The organism is Agromyces rhizosphaerae (genome assembly GCF_027925245.1).
Classification (GTDB): domain Bacteria; phylum Actinomycetota; class Actinomycetes; order Actinomycetales; family Microbacteriaceae; genus Agromyces; species Agromyces rhizosphaerae.
In genome coordinates, this window is the sequence record NZ_BSDP01000001.1 from 1 (window position 1) to 18,328 (window position 18,328).

Consider the following 18,328-nt stretch of genomic DNA (forward strand, 5'->3'; position numbering starts at 1 on the left):
CCGGCGGTGTCCTACTCTCCCACAGGGTGGCCCCTGCAGTACCATCGGCGCTGCGAGTCTTAGCTTCCGGGTTCGGAATGGGTCCGGGCGTTTCCCTCGCGCTATGGCCGCCGAAACTCTAGCCACACCCGCACTGGGGTGTGTGGTCTCGGGTCCCACCCCGGGATCACCACGCATGGTGGTGACGGGTGGGTGTTGAGTTATGAAGTTCGTGTGGTGGGAACCACAGAGTGGACGCGAGTCATCTACAGGCCACACACCATGCCTTTTCAACGAGGGTGTGTGTAGTGAAGTTTCAAGTTATCGGCGTATTAGTACCAGTCAGCTGCACCCGTTACCGGGCTTCCACATCTGGCCTATCAACCCAGTCGTCTGGCTGGGCGCCTCTCCCCACAAAGTGGGATGGAAATCTCATCTCGAGGCCGGCTTCCCGCTTAGATGCTTTCAGCGGTTATCCATCCCGAACGTAGCTAATCAGCGGTGCTCCTGGCGGAACAACTGACACACCAGAGGTTCGTCCAACCCGGTCCTCTCGTACTAGGGTCAGATCCTCTCAAATTTCCTGCGCGCGCAGCGGATAGGGACCGAACTGTCTCACGACGTTCTAAACCCAGCTCGCGTACCGCTTTAATGGGCGAACAGCCCAACCCTTGGGACCTACTCCAGCCCCAGGATGCGACGAGCCGACATCGAGGTGCCAAACCATGCCGTCGATATGGACTCTTGGGCAAGATCAGCCTGTTATCCCCGAGGTACCTTTTATCCGTTGAGCGACAGCGCTTCCACAAGCCACTGCCGGATCACTAGTCCCGACTTTCGTCCCTGCTCGACCTGTCAGTCTCGCAGTCAAGCTCCCTTGTGCACTTACACTCGCCACCTGATTGCCAACCAGGTTGAGGGAACCTTTGGGCGCCTCCGTTACTCTTTGGGAGGCAACCGCCCCAGTTAAACTACCCACCAGGCACTGTCCCTGAACCGGATTACGGTCCGAAGTTAGATATCCAGAGTGACCAGAGTGGTATTTCAACAATGACTCCACGAACACTGGCGTGCCCGCTTCAAAGTCTCCCACCTATCCTACACAAGCCACACCGAACACCAATACCAAGCTGTAGTAAAGGTCACGGGGTCTTTCCGTCCTGCTGCGCGTAACGAGCATCTTTACTCGTAATGCAATTTCGCCGAGTTCGCGGTTGAGACAGCTGGGAAGTCGTTACGCCATTCGTGCAGGTCGGAACTTACCCGACAAGGAATTTCGCTACCTTAGGATGGTTATAGTTACCACCGCCGTTTACTGGGGCTTAACTTCTCAGCTTCGCTCCGAAGAGCTAACCGTTCCGCTTAACCTTCCAGCACCGGGCAGGCGTCAGTCCGTATACATCGTCTTGCGACTTGGCACGGACCTGTGTTTTTAGTAAACAGTCGCTTCCCACTGGTCTCTGCGGCCTTCAACGCTCCAGGAGCAAGTCCCTTCACGAATCCGGCCCCCCTTCTCCCGAAGTTACGGGGGCATTTTGCCGAGTTCCTTAACCACGATTCTCTCGATCTCCTCGGTATTCTCTACCTGACCACCTGAGTCGGTTTGGGGTACGGGCGGCTGGAACCTCGCGTCGATGCTTTTCTCGGCAGCATAGGATCACCGACTTTTCATCCCCATCGCGTCTCAGCCTTCATGAACGGCGGATTTACCTACCATTCGGCCTACACGCTTGGACCGGGACAACCATCGCCCGGCTCGGCTACCTTCCTGCGTCACACCTGTTAATACGCTCACCGCACCAGACTCGGGTCCCACGCTCCCCACCCCGGTGCCCCCGAAGGGACGATGGGATGGTTCGGATGGTTAGCATTGCTGGATTAGTGTGGGCGGTTCTTCGCCGGTACGGGAATATCAACCCGTTGTCCATCGACTACGCCTGTCGGCCTCGCCTTAGGTCCCGACTTACCCAGGGAAGATTAGCTTGACCCTGGAACCCTTGGTCTTCCGGAGGACGGGTTTCTCACCCGTCTTTCGCTACTCATGCCTGCATTCTCACTCGTGTGCCATCCACGGCTGGATCACTCCGCCGCTTCACCCGGCACACGACGCTCTCCTACCGATCCGCACGACTGGACCACGAAGGCCTGTCTAATATGCGAATCCCACGACTTCGGTGACGTGCTTGAGCCCCGTTACATTGTCGGCGCGGAATCACTTGACCAGTGAGCTATTACGCACTCTTTCAAGGGTGGCTGCTTCTAAGCCAACCTCCTGGTTGTCTGTGCAACTCCACATCCTTTCCCACTTAGCACGCGCTTAGGGACCTTAGTCGGTGGTCTGGGTTGTTTCCCTCTCGACGATGAAGCTTATCCCCCACCGTCTCACTGCTGCGCTCTCACTTACCGGCATTCGGAGTTTGGCTGACGTCAGTAACCTGTTGGGGCCCATCGGCCATCCAGTAGCTCTACCTCCGGCAAGAAACACGCAACGCTGCACCTAAATGCATTTCGGAGAGAACCAGCTATCACGAAGTTTGATTGGCCTTTCACCCCTATCCACAGCTCATCCCCTCCATTTTCAACTGAAGTGGGTTCGGTCCTCCACGACGTCTTACCGTCGCTTCAACCTGGCCATGGATAGATCACTTCGCTTCGGGTCTAGGACATGCGACTGAATCGCCCTATTCAGACTCGCTTTCGCTACGGCTACCCCACACGGGTTAACCTCGCCACATATCACTAACTCGCAGGCTCATTCTTCAAAAGGCACGCTGTCACCCCAACAAGGAGGCTCCAACGGTTTGTAAGCAAACGGTTTCAGGTACTATTTCACTCCCCTCCCGGGGTACTTTTCACCTTTCCCTCACGGTACTTGTCCGCTATCGGTCATCTGGGAGTATTTAGGCTTATCAGGTGGTCCTGACAGATTCACACGGGATTTCTCGGGCCCCGTGCTACTTGGGATACTCTTCCGGCCGGCCAGGCATTTCGACTACGGGACTCACACCCACTCCGGTCCGCCTTTCAATGCGGTTCGTCTATACCCGACGCGTCACCGTGACTGCCCGGCAGAACAGTCCGAAAAGTCCCACAACCCCGACCATGCAACCCCTGCCGGGTATCACACATGGCTCGGTTTAGCCTCATCCGCGTTCGCTCGCCACTACTGACGGAATCACTGTTGTTTTCTCTTCCTGTGGGTACTGAGATGTTTCACTTCCCCACGTTCCCTCTACCCGCCCTATACATTCAGGCGGGAGTCACCAGGTCACCCGAAGGGCCTGGCGGGGTTTCCCCATTCGGAAATCCTCGGATCACAGCTCGTTTATCAACTCCCCGAGGCTTATCGCAGATTACGACGTCCTTCTTCGGCTCCAGATGCCAAGGCATCCACCGTTTGCTCTTAGAAACTTGAAATCACATGAGTATGAATCGATCGCACACACCCGAAGGCGTGCGAGATTGACCAATGATCAGTCGGACACACCCCCAAAAGGGGCATGCCTTACTTGATCTTGTGAACGACCCGCAAGGCGGGTCGATCTAAGATGCTCGCGTCCACTATGTAGTTCTCAACACACGAACGGTACCCACACCACCACCAGCCCATAGCTGATGCCGAATGCGGGTCCGTGCAAGGTTCGAAGCCCCGAAAGGCCCGGTCCCTCAGGACCCAATAGCGTGCATGTGCCGGCCACCACCCGACCAACCCGTTCCCACCCCGCCGAAGCGAAGCGTACTGAGGCCGACCAGACTCGGACCGGCACCTATGTCAACGTTCCACCCATGAGCAACCAGCAGAACACATTCGGTCCTGATCTGGTGTGCCTGGAAGACCCCAAGAGGTCTCCAGATGCTCCTTAGAAAGGAGGTGATCCAGCCGCACCTTCCGGTACGGCTACCTTGTTACGACTTAGTCCTAATCACCGATCCCACCTTCGACAGCTCCCTCCACAAGGGTTGGGCCACCGGCTTCGGGTGTTACCGACTTTCATGACTTGACGGGCGGTGTGTACAAGGCCCGGGAACGTATTCACCGCAGCGTTGCTGATCTGCGATTACTAGCGACTCCGACTTCATGAGGTCGAGTTGCAGACCTCAATCCGAACTGAGACCGGCTTTTTGGGATTCGCTCCGCCTTACGACATCGCAGCCCTTTGTACCGGCCATTGTAGCATGCGTGAAGCCCAAGACATAAGGGGCATGATGATTTGACGTCATCCCCACCTTCCTCCGAGTTGACCCCGGCAGTTTCCCCTGAGTTCCCACCATGACGTGCTGGCAACAGAGGACGAGGGTTGCGCTCGTTGCGGGACTTAACCCAACATCTCACGACACGAGCTGACGACAACCATGCACCACCTGTATACGAGTGTCCAAAGAGTTCCTCATTTCTGAGGCGTTCTCGTATATGTCAAGCCTTGGTAAGGTTCTTCGCGTTGCATCGAATTAATCCGCATGCTCCGCCGCTTGTGCGGGCCCCCGTCAATTCCTTTGAGTTTTAGCCTTGCGGCCGTACTCCCCAGGCGGGGCGCTTAATGCGTTAGCTACGACACGGAAACCGTGGAAAGGTCCCCACATCTAGCGCCCAACGTTTACGGCGTGGACTACCAGGGTATCTAATCCTGTTCGCTCCCCACGCTTTCGCTCCTCAGCGTCAGTTACGGCCCAGAGACCTGCCTTCGCCATCGGTGTTCCTCCTGATATCTGCGCATTCCACCGCTACACCAGGAATTCCAGTCTCCCCTACCGCACTCGAGTCTGCCCGTACCCACTGCAGGCGCGAGGTTGAGCCTCGCGTTTTCACAGCAGACGCGACAAACCGCCTACGAGCTCTTTACGCCCAATAATTCCGGACAACGCTTGCACCCTACGTATTACCGCGGCTGCTGGCACGTAGTTAGCCGGTGCTTTTTCTGCAGGTACCGTCAAGCCGAAGCCCTTCTTCCCTACTAAAAGAGGTTTACAACCCGAAGGCCGTCATCCCTCACGCGGCGTTGCTGCATCAGGCTTGCGCCCATTGTGCAATATTCCCCACTGCTGCCTCCCGTAGGAGTCTGGGCCGTGTCTCAGTCCCAGTGTGGCCGGTCACCCTCTCAGGCCGGCTACCCGTCGACGCCTTGGTGAGCCATTACCTCACCAACAAGCTGATAGGCCGCGAGTCCATCCCAAACCGAAAAAACTTTCCACCCCACACCATGCGGTGCGAAGTCCTATCCGGTATTAGCTCCGATTTCTCGGGGTTATCCCAGAGTCCAGGGCAGGTTACTCACGTGTTACTCACCCGTTCGCCACTAATCCCCGGTGCAAGCACCGGTTCATCGTTCGACTTGCATGTGTTAAGCACGCCGCCAGCGTTCGTCCTGAGCCAGGATCAAACTCTCCAAAAAAAAATGGCGCCAACCCCACAACAGGGCCGACAAATCTGATCTCTGACCAAAGAACAACCAAAACTGGCTGTCCATCAATCCAAAGGAATCCCAACCAGTCCAAAGACCGGATCGGGGTTCAAAAAATGGCATTGAACATAGTGCACGCTATTGAGTTCTCAAGAAACGGACGCTCACGTTTCACGACTCATCCGAGTCGATCAGCCCGAGGCCTTCGTTCTTCCCGCCGGCCTCGTCTTGCGACTCGTCCGGAGGCTTCAAGCACAGCCCGAAGAACTTGCTTCGATCTGGCTTGGGAGTGTCCCGCTTGAGGTGGAAGGCCGGGCCGCTCAGGACCCTCTCGCTCTTCCGCACCTTTGGGGTGACAAGGGAATACATTACGTGCATCCCGGGGTCCCCGCAAATCACTCCCGCATCCCGGGCGTGTCGCGCGGAACCACGCGGATCCGGGTCCTCTGTCGGTCCACTCGGGCAGGTCGCTCCCCCACGCGCGCGGCGCGCTCGGCCACCCCTCTGGCAGCCCCTCGAACTCGGCCGCCGGCAGCACCGTGCGCACGCGCGGCGGCCCGGTGAACTCGACCTCCTGCCGCGCACGGGCCTCCGCGGAGAGCGGCTGCGGCGGTGACGGTTCCGCCGTACGCTGCGCCTGCAGCAGTTCAGCCGCGGTGCGTCGGAGCGATCCGCGCACCGACCAGGAGCCTCCGCCGGCTCGCTGGCGCTGGAGGGCGGTGACGGCGCCGGCAGCCAGCAGGTACCCCGTCGCGTGGTCGAGCACCTGGGCGGGAAGCGCCCCGGGACGCTCGCCGCCCTCGATCCGGCTGATGCCGCTCGCCGCCTGCACGATCGAGTCGAATCCGCGTCGCGCACGGTCGACGGGTTCGAATCCCCAGGCCGCGAGCTGCACGACCACGAGACCCGGATGCCGCGCGGCGACGTCGTCGGCATCGAGGCCCAGCCCCGCGATCGCGTCGGGCCGGTAGCCGGTGACGAGCACGTCGGCGTCGGCGAGCAGCCGCTCGAGCGTCGCACGGCCCGCGGGCGTCTGCGCATCGACCAGCGCCGAGCGCTTGCCGGCACCGGAGTCGAGGTGCTGCCACTCGGGCTCCGGAAGCCGCGGCGAGTCGATCCGCAGCACGTCTGCGCCGAACAGTGCGAGCGTGCGCGTGCAGATCGGCCCCGCGATCACGCGCGTGAGGTCGAGCACGCGTACCCCCGCGAGCGGCGCACCCGCAGCCCCGGGCAGCGGCCCGCGAGGCGCGGCATCCCCCAACCGACGCACCTCCACGAGCGGGGTCGCCGCGAGCGCGGCGTCCACGGACGGCTGTTCGGGCGCGACCGCGACGCACAAGCCGCCCGCGGCGGTCACGCGCTGCGAGGCATCCGCCGCATCGGTCTGCGCCAGCACCTCGGCGAGGTCGTCGGCCGTGGCATCCGCCCCCAACCCCAGCGCACGACGGAGCGCAGCGGCGTGATGCGGGTAGTTGCCGTGCGTGCGCACCCACCCGTCACGCGCGCGGAAGAAACCCGACATCGGCGCCCAGACGTCCGGTGGGTCGCCGTCGAGACGGAACGACTTCTCGCTCGAGACCGCGGCGGCGATGCGCGGGCCCGAGAGACGCACGCGCGGCGCGGGTCGGTCGGTGCCGGTGACGGATGCCACGGCGCCGGCCAGCGACGCGGCCGCGACCGATTCCGTGGCCAGCGCTGCGGTCGACAGGCGCGACGGCAGCGCCGGCACCGGCAGCGGGTCGACCAGGTCGAGTTCGCCGACGGGTCGCCCGAGGTCGGCCCACGCGCGGCGCAGGAACCGCAGCTCCGACATCGCACCGCCTCCCCCGCGGCGCGTCCCCGGCCCAGGCTCAGGCCAGGAACACTCCCGCCATGGTCTTCTTGCCGCGTCGCAGCACGGCCATGCCGCCGGGCAGCGTCTGCCCGTCGATGGTCGCGTGCTCGTCCTCGACGCGGGCGTTGTTGAGCGAGACCCCGCCCTGCTTGATCGCGCGTCGCGCGTCGCTCAGGCTCCCCACGAGCCCGGTGTCGACGAGGAGCTGCGCCACCGGGGCATCCGCCGCCGTCGTCGCATGCGGCAGCTCGCGCAGCGCCGCCTCGAGGGTCGCCCCGTCGAGCGCGGCGAGGTCGCCCTGCCCGAACAGCGCCTGCGATGCGGCGATCACGGCCTCCGTGGCATCCGCCCCGTGCACCAGTGTCGTGACCTCGCTCGCGAGCCGCTTCTGCGCCTCGCGGCGGAAGGGCGCGTCGGCGACGGCCTCCTCGTACTCCGCGATCTCGTCGCGAGACAGGAACGTGAAGACCTTCAGCCGCGAGACCACGTCGGCGTCGTCGGTGTTGAGCCAGAACTGGTAGAAGCGGTACGGGCTGCAGAGCGCCTGGTCGAGCCAGATGGCGTTGCCCTCGCTCTTGCCGAACTTCGTGCCGTCGGAGTTCGTGACGAGCGGCGTGCCGATCGCATGCACGCTCGCGCCCTCGGCGCGATGGATGAGGTCGGTGCCACTGGTGAGGTTGCCCCACTGGTCGCTGCCGCCGGTCTGCAGCACGCAGCCGTAGGTGCGGTAGAGCTCCAGGAAGTCCATGCCCTGCAGGATCTGGTAGCTGAACTCGGTGTAGCTGATGCCCTCGTTCGACTCGAGGCGGGCGGCGACCGCGTCCTTCTTCAGCATGGTTCCGACGCGGTAGTGCTTGCCGACCTCGCGCAGGAAGTCGATGGCCGACATCGGCGCGGTCCAGTCGAGGTTGTTGACCAGCCGCATCGCGTTCTCGCCCTCGGTCGAGAGGAAGCGCGAGACCTGGGCCTGCAGGTAGCCCACCCACTCGGCGACCGTCTCCCTGGTGTTGAGCGTGCGCTCGGCGGTCGGCCGCGGGTCGCCGATGAGGCCGGTCGAGCCGCCGACGAGCCCGAGCGGGCGATGTCCGGCGAGCTGGAGGCGGCGCATGACGATGAGCTGCACGAGGTTGCCCAGGTGCAGGCTCGGCGCGGTCGGGTCGAAGCCGCAGTAGTACGTGATCGGGTCGCCGGCGAGCAGTTCCTTCAGGGCGGCCTCGTCGGTGGAGACGTGCACGTGGCCGCGCCAGACGAGCTCCTCCCAGATGTCGTCGAAGGAGTCGTCGATGCGCTGCGAAGCGAGGATCACGGGGTCTGGCACGCAGCAAGGGTAGCAGCGGGGCCGTGGGCGACCGGTCGCCAACTCAAGCCTCCATGCTTGATCATGCTTGATCAAGCCCACAGGCTGAAGTACGCTGGATTCAGCCCGCAGACTGCAGGGAGCACGCATGTTCGTGATCACCGCCGACCAGGTCGGCAGCCGCACCCGCGACGACATCGTCGACGAGACCCGCCAGCGTATCGACGCCGCCCACGGCGACGCGCTCGCGCTGCCGGTCGGGCGCAATGCCGGCGACGAGCTGCAAGCCCTCACGGGCGACGCGGCGACCGCGCTCGCCCTGGTGCTCGAGCTCACCCGGGACGAGCGCTGGAGCGTGGGCCTGGGTACGGGAGCGGTGCGGATGCCCCTGCCCGACGACGTGCGCGAGGCGAGCGGCCCCGCATTCTACGCCGCGCGCGACGCGGTCGATCGGGCGAAGCGTCGCTGGCCGAAGGTCGCGGTCACGAGCGGGGCGGATGCCGCGGAGACGGCCGCGTCCGACGCCGAGGCGCTGCTCTCGGTCGTCGTCGCGCTGCGCGAGAAGCGGAGCGATGCGGGGTGGGAGCTGGCGGAGCTGCTCGACACGGGGATGCTGCAGGCCGACGCGGCAGAGCGCCTCGACATCTCCCCCGCCGCCGTCTCGGCCAGGGCCCGCGCCGGCGCGCTGCGACCCGACCTCGAGGCGCGGCCCGCACTCACTAGGCTGCTGCAGGAGCTCGACCGCACGGCGAGCGGTGACGACGAGGAGACCACCTGATGCTGCCCTTCCCGCTCCCGTTCGAGGTCGACCGGGTGCTGGCCGTGCTCGGCTGGTACGCGCTGCTGGCCGCGCTGGTCGTGGCCGCCGTGTTCGCGGTGCTCGCCTTCACGCGCGAGCGGCCGCGCCTGATCTGGTGGTCGGCGGTGGCGGTGGGCGTGGCGCTCATCCCGGCGGCGGCACTGCCCGGGCAGCCGGCGCTCGCGGCCTCCGTGCTGATCGTGCTGCTGGGCGGCGGCATCGCCGTGGTCGGCGGCAGCTCCGCGGCAGTGCTCGCGCTCGACACCGCGATGGGCGGGGCGGTCGAGCCCGGGCTGCACGGCGGCATCATGGTCGCACCGAAGGGTGCGCGCGGCGAGGGGCTGGTGGCGGAGCGCACCGAGGTGCTGCGCGGCGGCATCACGATCGGCGTGCTCGAGCGCGTCGGCGCGGCGGGCACGATCATCGCCGGGTTCCCCGAGGGCCTCGCCGTCGTCGTGGCCGTGAAGGGCATCGGCCGCTTCAGCGAGCTCGAGTCGAGCGAGGCGCGCGAGCGGTTCATCATCGGCACGCTCGCGAGCCTCGTCTGGGCGTGCGCGTGCGCGCTCGTCGTGCACCTCGTCATCCGCTGAGCGGGGGCTGATTCGAGGCATCCGCCCCACGGTCACCCGGGTCTCGTGACCGAGCCCGGTAGTCGGTGCTCCACGGGCCGGTCGCGGTGCCGATGAGCACGGTGTCAACGTCGGCGCCGTCGAAGTGGATCGCGTGCGCGGGCACGAACAGGAACGAGCCCTCGGGGAAGCGCTCGGTCAGCGACTGTTCGAGGACCGTGCCGTAGCCGAGTCGCAGTGCACCGGATGCCACGTGCAGGTGCGCATCCGCCGCGTGCGAGTGGGGCGCGTCGAACACGCCCGCCGGGATGAAGAACGCGTAGGTGAACATGCGGCCCGGCCCGCGATCGCCGACGAGGGTTGCCGACTTCGTGCCGTCGTCGTGAACGGTCTCCCACGGGATTCGGCCGGGATCGAAGGATCGCGCCTGCAGCTCGGGCATGGCCGGAGCGTATCCGTGGGGCGCGTGCGCGCACCGGCGGGATTCGGTCGTCGCGCCTAGTCGTGCGACTTCGGATGCCGCCGGTACGCCGACACCGTCGGGTCGTCGGGCACGCGGAACCGCCACGGGAAGCGCGCGCCGCCACCGGCGCCGGAGACACCGACGCGCAGGCCAGCGAGGTGCGCGACCGGCGCGTCGGGCAGGCGCAGCGCGAACGGCGGCGCCAGCAGGTCGGCGCCGTTCGCCGCGAGCGGCACGCCCAGGGCGGACGCCAGACGCGCCGGGCCGCGGGCCAGGTCGCGGTCGGTGCGGGCGGAGCTCCGCCGCATCCGTGCCGTCTCGAGCCCGTCGACCACCTCGCCGGCGCGCAGCAGCACCGCGGAAGCGACGCCCGGGGCGCCGCAGACGACGTTGATGCAGACGTGCATGCCGTAGGTGAAGTACGCGTAGAGGTGGCCGGCGTCGCCGAACATGACGGCGTTGCGCGGGGTGCGGCCGCGGAACGCGTGCGAGCCCGGATCGGCCTCGCCGCGGTACGCCTCGACCTCGGTCAGGCGCACCGTCACGGCGCCCTCGGGAGTCGTGTGGCTCAGCTCCGCGCCGAGCAGCAGCGGTGCGAGCTCGAGCGCGTCGACCGCGAGCGCGGCGCGGGTGGCAGGGGTCAGAGCCGCGCCTCCGGGAGGCCCGCCGCGAGCGTACGCACGCGCTCGGTGAGCGCCGTGAACTGCTTCGCGACCGACGACGGCGCGGTGCCGGCGACGCCGTCGCGGCTCGCGACCGACCCCTCGATCGTGAGCACCTCGCGCACCTCGGGCACCAGGTGCGGCGAGATGCCGGCGAGCGCGTCGTCGGGCACCTCGTGCAGGTCGAGCCCGTGCTCCTCGGCGTAGCGCACCAGGGCGCCGGTGATCTCGTGCGCGTCGCGGAACGGCACGTGCCGCTTCACGAGCCACTCGGCGACGTCGGTCGCGAGCGAGAAGCCCTGCGGCGCGAGCTCGGCCATTCGGGCGGTATCGAAGCGCAGGGTGGCGACCATGCCGGTGAACGCCGGCAGCAGCACCTCGAGCGTCTCGACCGAGTCGAACACCGGCTCCTTGTCCTCTTGCAGGTCGCGGTTGTACGCGAGCGGGAGTGCCTTGAGGGTGGCGAGGAGGCCCGTGAGGTTGCCGATGAGGCGGCCCGACTTGCCGCGCGCGAGCTCGGCGATGTCGGGGTTCTTCTTCTGCGGCATGATCGACGACCCGGTCGAGTAGCCGTCGTCGAGCGTGACGAAGCCGAACTCGCGCGTGTTCCAGAGGATGATCTCCTCAGACAGGCGCGACAGGTCGATGCCGATCATCGCGGCGATGAACGCGAACTCGGCGACGACGTCGCGGCTCGCGGTGCCGTCGATCGAGTTCTCCGAGATGCCGGCGAGACCCAGGTCCTGGGCGACGGATGCCGCGTCGAGACCGAGCGTCGATCCGGCGAGGGCGCCCGAGCCGTACGGCGAGACGTCGGCGCGCCCGTCCCAGTCGACGAGCCGGTCGAGATCGCGCGTGAGCGCCCAGGCATGGGCGAGCAGGTGGTGCGCGAGCAGCACGGGCTGGGCGTGCTGGAGGTGCGTGCGGCCGGGCATGATCGCGTCGCCGTGCGCCTCGGCCTGCGCGGCGAGCGCGTCGATGAGGTGCACGAGCTCGGTCGCGATCGCGGCGGCGTGGTCGCGCAGGTACATGCGCACGAGCGTCGCGATCTGGTCGTTGCGACTGCGGCCGGCGCGGAGCTTGCCGCCCAGCTCGGGCCCGACGATCTCGATCAGCGCGGCCTCGAGCGCGCCGTGCACGTCCTCGTCCGTCTCGGCGGCGACGACCTCGCCCGACTCGACGTCGGCCTCGAGGCGGTTCAGCCCGTCGATCATGGCCTCGAGCTCGGCCGCAGAGAGGTAGCCGGCCGCGTGCAGGGCGCGGGCGTGCGCGCGGGAGCCTGCGATGTCATAGGGCGCGAGCTGCCAGTCGAAGTGGGTCGACTTCGACAGCTTCGCGAGCTCGGGCGACGGGCCCGACGCGAACCGGCCGCCCCAGAGCGAGCCCTCGTTGGTGCCGTGCGAGTCCTCTGTGCCGTGCGAACCCTCAGTGCCGTGCCCGGCCATCACGCCGCCTCCCCGTCCACGCGGGCGTTCTGCGCGAGCAGCCACACCAGCAGCGCCTTCTGCGCGTGTAGGCGGTTCTCCGCCTCGTCCCAGATGATGCTCTGCGGGCCGTCGATCACGTCGGCGGTCACCTCGTAGCCGCGGTCGGCGGGCAGGCAATGCAGGAACACGGCGTCGGGCGCGGCGAGCGCCATGAGCTCGGCGTCGACCCGGTAGGCGCCGAAGGTCGCCACGCGGTGCGCCTTCTCCTCCTCCTTGCCCATCGACACCCAGGTGTCGGTGACCACGACGTCGGCACCCGCGGTCGCCTCGGCCGGGTCGGTGAACAGCGTGACCGATCCCCCGGTGTCGGCCGCGATCGCGTCGGCGTCGGCGACGACGGATGCCTCGGGCGAGAACTCCACCGGCGACGCGACGCGCACGTGCATGCCGGCCATCACGCACGCCAGCACGTACGACTGCGCCATGTTGCTCGCGCCGTCGCCCAGGAACGTCACCGTGAGCCCGTCGAGCGAGCCCTTGTGCTCGCGGATCGTGAGCAGGTCGGCGAGCAGCTGGCACGGGTGGAAGTCGTCGCTCAGCGCGTTCACGACCGGCACGCGCGTGCCGGCGGCCATCTCCTCGAGCCCGGCCTGCCCGTAGGTGCGCCAGACGATCGCCGAGACCATGCGCTCGAGCACGCGGGCGGTGTCGCTCGGGGTCTCCTTGCCGCCGAGCTGGCTCGACGCGGTGGAGATGATGAGCGGCGACCCGCCGAGGTCGGCGATGCCGACGGCGAACGAGACCCGGGTGCGGGTCGACGACTTGTCGAAGATGACCGCGACGGTCTGCGGGCCCTCGAGCGGCCGGTCGCGCCAGCGGTCGGCCTTCAGTTCGACGGCGAGGTCGAGGATCGCGGCCTGCTCCGCGGGGGTGATGTCGTCGTCGCGCAGGAAGTGGCGGGTCATGTCGTCCTTTCGGGAAGGTCAGAGTGCGGCGAGCGCGCGCGAGAACCGGTCGATGAACTCGTCGATCTCGGCGTCGCCGATGATGAGGGGCGGCGCGAGGCGGATGCTCGAGTCGTTCGCCGCGTTGATGATGAGGCCCTCGCGCATGGCCGCCGTCGCGAGCGCACCCGCGTGCGGCTCGGCGAGGCCGATGCCGAGCAGCAGGCCCCGGCCACGCACTTCGGTGACCAGCGGCGAGCCGATCGCGAGGATGCGCTCGGCGAGCTGCGCACCGCGCACGCGGGCGTTGCCGACGAGGTCGGCCCGCTCGATCTCGCCGAGCACGGCGTTGGCCGTCGCCGTGGCGAGCGGGTTGCCGCCGAAGGTCGAGCCGTGCATGCCGCGGGTGAACAGGTCGGATGCCTCGCCGAACGTCACGAGCGCCCCGATCGGGAACCCACCGCCGATGCCCTTCGCGACCGTGATGGCGTCGGGGGTGACGCCGTCGTGCTGGTAGCCGAACCACTCGCCGGTGCGCGCGGCGCCGGTCTGGATCTCGTCGACGACGAGCAGCGCGCCGTGTCGCGCGGTGAGCTCGCGGGCGGCGGCGAGGAACCCGTCGGGCAGGGGCAGCACGCCGGCCTCGCCCTTGATCGGCTCGACGAAGAGCGCCGCGACGGTCTCGTCGATGGACGCCTCGAGCGCGGCGATCGTCGTGTCGATGTGCTCGACGCCGCCGGGCATGGGCTCGAACGGCGCACGCATGTGCGGCTTGCCGGTCAGCGCGAGCGCGCCCATGGTGCGGCCGTGGAACGCGTCGTGCAGCGCGAGGATCTTCGTGCGACCCTGCTGCCGGTGGTTCAGGCGCGCGAGCTTGAACGCGGCCTCCATCGCCTCGGCGCCCGAGTTGCCGAACCAGACACGGCCCGACTCCACTGCACCGGCGAGGCGCACGAGCCGGTCGGCCAGTTCGAGCTCCGCCGGCGTGGAGAAGTAGTTCGACACGTGCGCGAGCGTCGCCGCCTGACGCGAGACGGCGTCGACGAACACCGGGTGGGCGTGGCCGAGCGAGTTGACCGCGATGCCCGCGAGGAAGTCGAGGTACCAGGTGCCGTCGGCGTCGCGCACGCGGCATCCGTCGCCCTCGACCAGGTGCGCGAGCGGCGTGCCGAGCGAGCGCATCATGCGCTGGTCGAAGATCTCGAGATGACTCACGACGCCACCTCCGCGGGCACGACCTCGGTGCCCACCCCGGTCTGGGTGAACACCTCGAGCAGGATCGAGTGCGGCACGCGACCGTCGATGATCGCCGCCTTCGCGACGCCGCCCTCGACGGCCTCGAGGCACGCCGTCATCTTCGGGATCATGCCCGACTCGAGCGACGGCAGCAGGTCGACGAGCTGCGGCACGTCGATGACCGACACGAGCGAGTCGCGGTCGGGCCAGTCGCGGTAGAGCCCGGCGACATCGGTGAGGATGACGAGCTTCGCCGCGCCCAGCGCGACGGCGAGCGACGCGGCGGCCGAGTCGGCGTTCACGTTGAGTGACTGGCCGGGCTCGTCGAGGTCGGGAGCGATCGACGAGACCACGGGGATGCGGCCGGCGTCGAGCTGCGCGTGCACCGACGCGGGGTCGACCGACACGACGTCGCCGACGAGCCCGAGGTCGACCTCGACGCCGTCGACCACCGCTCCCCGGCGGCGGCCGCGGAACAGCCCCGCGTCCTCCCCCGAGATGCCGGCCGCGAGCGGCCCGTGCTCGTTGATGAGCGACACGAGCTCGCGGTTCACCTGGCCGGTGAGCACCATGCGCACGACATCCATCGCCTCGGGGGTCGTGACGCGGTATCCGCCGCGGAACTCGCTGGCGATACCGAGCCGGTCGAGCATCGCCGAGATCTGCGGCCCGCCGCCGTGCACCACGACCGGGCGGATGCCTGCGTAGCGCAGGTACACCATGTCCTCGGCGAACGCGCGCTGGAGTTCGGGGCTGACCATGGCGTTGCCGCCGAACTTCACGACGATGACCTGGTCGTGGAAGCGCTGCAGCCAGGGCAGCGACTCGATCAGGGTGCGGGCCTTCTCAGCGGCATCCGCTGCGGTGTTCTCAGGATTCATGCTCAACTCGAGTAGGCGCTGTTCTCGTGGACGTAGTCGTGGGTGAGGTCGTTGGTCCAGACCGTGGCGGACGCCGGGCCCGCGTGCAACTCGACCAGCACGTGCGTGGCGCGCGGGGTGAGGTCGACGTCCTCGCGCGGAGCGTCGGGGCCGCCCGCGTGGCAGACGCGCACCCCGTTCATCGACACGTCGACGAGGTACGGGTCGAACGGGGCATCCGTCGTGCCGATCGCCGCGAGCACGCGGCCCCAGTTCGGGTCGTTGCCGAAGATCGCGGCCTTGAACAGGTTGTTGCGCGCGACCGAGCGGGCGACCGTGACCGCGTCGTCCTCGGTGACCGCGCCGCGCACCTCGATCGCGATCTCGTGGCTCGCGCCCTCGGCGTCGGCGAGCAGCTGCATCGCCAGGTCGAGGCAGACCTCGGTGAGGGCCTCGGTGAAGGCGGATGCCTCGGGCACGACGCCCGACGAGCCCGACGCCATGAGCGTGACCTGGTCGTTGGTCGACATGCAGCCGTCGGAGTCGAGCCGGTCGAAGCTCACCCGGGTGGCGGCCCGCAGGGCCTGGTCGAGGTCGGATGCCGGCAGGTCGGCGTCGGTCGTGATCACGACGAGCATCGTGGCGAGGCCCGGCGCGAGCATTCCGGCGCCCTTCGCCATGCCGCCGATCGTCCACCCGTCGCCCGTGCGCACCGCGGTCTTCGGCACGGAGTCGGTCGTCATGATCGCGCGGGCCGCGTTGTCGCCGCCGTCGGTGGTGAGGCGCGCGACCGCGGAGACGACGCCCTCCTCGAGCACCTCGCCGTCGAGCTGCTCGCCGATCAGGCCGGTCGAACAGACGAGCACGTCGCCCGCACCGATGTCGAGCGCCGACGCGACGGCCTCGGCGGTGCGGTGCGTGACCTGGAAGCCCTGGTGCCCGGTGAAGCAGTTCGCCCCGCCCGAGTTCAGCACGATCGCCCGCACCCGGCCGTCGGCGACGACCTGCTGCGACCAGATGATGGGGTTCGCCTTCGCGCGGTTGCTCGTGAAGACCGCGGCGGCCGCGGCCGACGGCCCGCGGTTGAGGATGAGCGCGAGGTCGAGCGCGCCCGTGCGCTTGATGCCGGCGGCGATGCCCGCCGCCTCGAAGCCGGCTGCTGCGGTGACGGTCACGGTGCGACTCCGTTCACGGGGAGGGCGGTGGCCTCGGCGAGGCCGAGAGCGAGGTTGGCCGACTGGATCGCGGCGCCCGCGGTGCCCTTGACGAGGTTGTCGACCGCGGCGACGACCACGACGCGGCGCGCCGCCTCGTCGACCGCGAGGCCCATCAGGGCCGTGTTGGCGCCGAGCACGTCGGCGGTGCGCGGGAACTGGCCCTCGGGCAGCAGCTGCACGAAGGTCTCCCCCGCGTAGGCGTCCTCCCAGGCCTCACGCACGCTCGAGGCGTCCGCGTCGTCGGCGAGCCGTGCCGTCGAGGTGGCGAGGATGCCGCGGGACATCGGCACGATCACCGGCGTGAAGCTGATCGTCGGGTCGGCTGCGCCCGCCCAGCGGAGCGCCTGCTGGATCTCGGGGATGTGCCGGTGCGTGCCGCCGACCGCATAGGGGTTCGCGGAGCCGAGGATCTCGCTGCCGAGCAGGTGCGTCTTCAGCGCCTTGCCGGCGCCGGACGGACCGACGGCGAGCACCGACACGATGTCGTGCGCGTCGATGACGCCGGCGCGCACGCCGGGCACGAGCGAGAGCGCGACGGTGCTCGCGTTGCACCCGGGCGCGGCGATGCGGCGCGTCTGCGCGAGGCGCTCGCGCTGCGTGCCCTGCAGGCGGGGCAGCTCGGGCACGCCGTAGGTCCACGCGCCGTGGAACTCGCCGCCGTAGAACGCGGCCCAGTCGCCCTCCTGCTCGAGGCGGTGGTCTGCGCCGCAGTCGACGACGATCGACGCGTCGCCGAGCTCGGCGGCGATCGCGCCCGACGCGCCGTGCGGCAGCGCGAGGAAGACGAGGTCGTGGCCGGCGAGCGTGTCGGCGTTGGTCTCTGCGAGCGTGAGGTGCGTGTACGCGCGCAGGTGCGGCTGCACGGCGGTGAGCGCCTGGCCGGCGTTCTGGTGCGCGGTGACGGTGCGCACCTCGAGCTCCGGATGATCTGCGATGAGCCGCAGGATCTCTCCCCCGGCGTATCCGGACGCGCCTGCCACGGCGACGGAGTACGTCATGGTCCTACCTTATGGTCTCGGCGAAATGGCCCGATGGCTGGGCCGACTGGGCTGAGCGACGGCGACCGCACGGCAGCGCTGGGCTGCGGGTGGGGTCGCCTAGCCTCGGCGGAGACCGCGGCGCCGGCGCGCGACGAGCACCCGCGATGCGCGGGTCGTGGCGGCGAGGCGAGCGGTGGACACGGATGCGACCCTACCGGTCGCGCGGGCGCTGCGGCAAACGGATGCCTCAGCCCAGCGCGCCGCCGCGCCGCCATGCCTCGGCGAAGAGCCGCTCGAGCACGTCGAGGTCGAGCTTGGCGAACCGGCCGACCCACACGCATCCGGCACCCCGCTTCGCCGGGCCCAGCTCGTCGAGCAGCTCGTCGGCACCCTCGTACTGGATGCCGTAGAGCGACATGGAGGCCGTGCGCGGCGAGAACCCGATCACGGGCATGTCGCCCTCGCGCCCGGTCGCGTAGCGGTAGTGGTACGTGCCGTACCCGACGATCGACGGCCCCCACATGACCGGCGCCTCGCCGGTCACGCGGTCGAGCATCTCGCGGAGCACCGCGGCATCCTCGCGCCGGCCCGCGGGGTGCGCGTTCGCGAGGAACTCGTCCACCGAGGCATCCGTCGGCTTCGTCACGTTCTCGGCCATGCCC

At 67.8% G+C, this 18,328-nt stretch carries 13 protein-coding genes and 3 rRNA genes; 2 read left to right on the forward strand and 14 right to left on the reverse strand.

The window, feature by feature from the left end; genetic code table 11:
• From rrf to tyrS, 5 genes are all read right to left on the reverse strand, one after another.
• A 5S ribosomal RNA gene (rrf, locus tag QMG39_RS00005) occupies positions 1-115 on the reverse strand; the annotation flags it as partial.
• Between the two features lie 176 nt (positions 116-291).
• Positions 292-3,396: ribosomal RNA gene (locus tag QMG39_RS00010) — 23S ribosomal RNA — on the reverse strand.
• Positions 3,397-3,843: 447 nt separating this feature from the next.
• Positions 3,844-5,369, reverse strand: a 16S ribosomal RNA gene (locus QMG39_RS00015).
• A 187-nt stretch (positions 5,370-5,556) separates the two neighbouring features.
• Positions 5,557-7,191, reverse strand: a complete 1,635-nt coding sequence (locus tag QMG39_RS00020; RefSeq protein ID WP_281881719.1) for a CoA transferase — start codon at positions 7,189-7,191, stop codon at positions 5,557-5,559.
• A gap of 37 nt (positions 7,192-7,228) precedes the next feature.
• A complete protein-coding gene (gene tyrS, locus QMG39_RS00025; RefSeq protein WP_281881721.1) occupies positions 7,229-8,530 on the reverse strand; it encodes a tyrosine--tRNA ligase in 1,302 nt (433 codons plus the stop codon).
• Between the two features lie 127 nt (positions 8,531-8,657).
• Between tyrS and QMG39_RS00030 the strand changes: the two genes are divergently transcribed.
• Positions 8,658-9,287 (forward strand): DNA-binding protein, encoded by a 630-nt coding sequence (locus tag QMG39_RS00030; RefSeq protein ID WP_281881722.1) that lies wholly within the window; start codon positions 8,658-8,660, stop codon positions 9,285-9,287.
• Positions 9,287-9,898 carry a hypothetical protein gene (locus tag QMG39_RS00035; RefSeq protein ID WP_281881723.1) on the forward strand — a complete coding sequence of 204 codons (612 nt, stop codon included), beginning with the start codon at positions 9,287-9,289 and terminating at the stop codon, positions 9,896-9,898. The genes QMG39_RS00030 and QMG39_RS00035 overlap by 1 nt, the downstream gene beginning before the upstream one ends.
• Here the strand turns inward: QMG39_RS00035 and QMG39_RS00040 are convergent.
• The 9 genes from QMG39_RS00040 to QMG39_RS00080 all read right to left on the reverse strand — a co-directional run bounded on the left by QMG39_RS00040 (position 9,888) and on the right by QMG39_RS00080 (position 18,324).
• Positions 9,888-10,319: a cupin domain-containing protein gene (locus tag QMG39_RS00040; RefSeq protein ID WP_281881725.1), complete on the reverse strand. Its 432-nt coding sequence runs from the start codon at positions 10,317-10,319 to the stop codon at positions 9,888-9,890. The genes QMG39_RS00035 and QMG39_RS00040 overlap by 11 nt on opposite strands.
• Positions 10,320-10,375: 56 nt before the next feature.
• The gene (locus QMG39_RS00045) at positions 10,376-10,984 is read right to left on the reverse strand and encodes a DNA-3-methyladenine glycosylase (protein WP_281887093.1); all 609 of its coding nucleotides are present in this window, start codon (positions 10,982-10,984) and stop codon (positions 10,376-10,378) included.
• The gene (gene argH / locus QMG39_RS00050; protein WP_281881726.1) at positions 10,981-12,447 is read right to left on the reverse strand and encodes an argininosuccinate lyase; all 1,467 of its coding nucleotides are present in this window, start codon (positions 12,445-12,447) and stop codon (positions 10,981-10,983) included. Before argH ends, QMG39_RS00045 begins: the two co-directional genes overlap by 4 nt.
• Positions 12,447-13,394, reverse strand: a complete 948-nt coding sequence (gene argF / locus QMG39_RS00055; RefSeq protein ID WP_281881728.1) for an ornithine carbamoyltransferase — start codon at positions 13,392-13,394, stop codon at positions 12,447-12,449. The genes argH and argF overlap by 1 nt, the downstream gene beginning before the upstream one ends.
• A gap of 18 nt (positions 13,395-13,412) precedes the next feature.
• A complete protein-coding gene (locus tag QMG39_RS00060; protein ID WP_373878280.1) occupies positions 13,413-14,588 on the reverse strand; it encodes an acetylornithine transaminase in 1,176 nt (391 codons plus the stop codon).
• A complete protein-coding gene (argB, locus tag QMG39_RS00065) occupies positions 14,585-15,490 on the reverse strand; it encodes an acetylglutamate kinase (protein WP_281881730.1) in 906 nt (301 codons plus the stop codon). The genes QMG39_RS00060 and argB overlap by 4 nt, the downstream gene beginning before the upstream one ends.
• 2 nt (positions 15,491-15,492) lie before the next feature.
• On the reverse strand, positions 15,493-16,644 hold the full coding sequence (argJ, locus tag QMG39_RS00070; protein ID WP_281881731.1) for a bifunctional glutamate N-acetyltransferase/amino-acid acetyltransferase ArgJ: 1,152 nt from the start codon (positions 16,642-16,644) through the stop codon (positions 15,493-15,495).
• A complete protein-coding gene (argC, locus tag QMG39_RS00075) occupies positions 16,641-17,684 on the reverse strand; it encodes an N-acetyl-gamma-glutamyl-phosphate reductase (protein WP_281881732.1) in 1,044 nt (347 codons plus the stop codon). Before argC ends, argJ begins: the two co-directional genes overlap by 4 nt.
• Positions 17,685-17,913: 229 nt before the next feature.
• Positions 17,914-18,324: a DUF1801 domain-containing protein gene (locus tag QMG39_RS00080; protein ID WP_281881733.1), complete on the reverse strand. Its 411-nt coding sequence runs from the start codon at positions 18,322-18,324 to the stop codon at positions 17,914-17,916.
• Positions 18,325-18,328 lie beyond the last annotated feature (4 nt).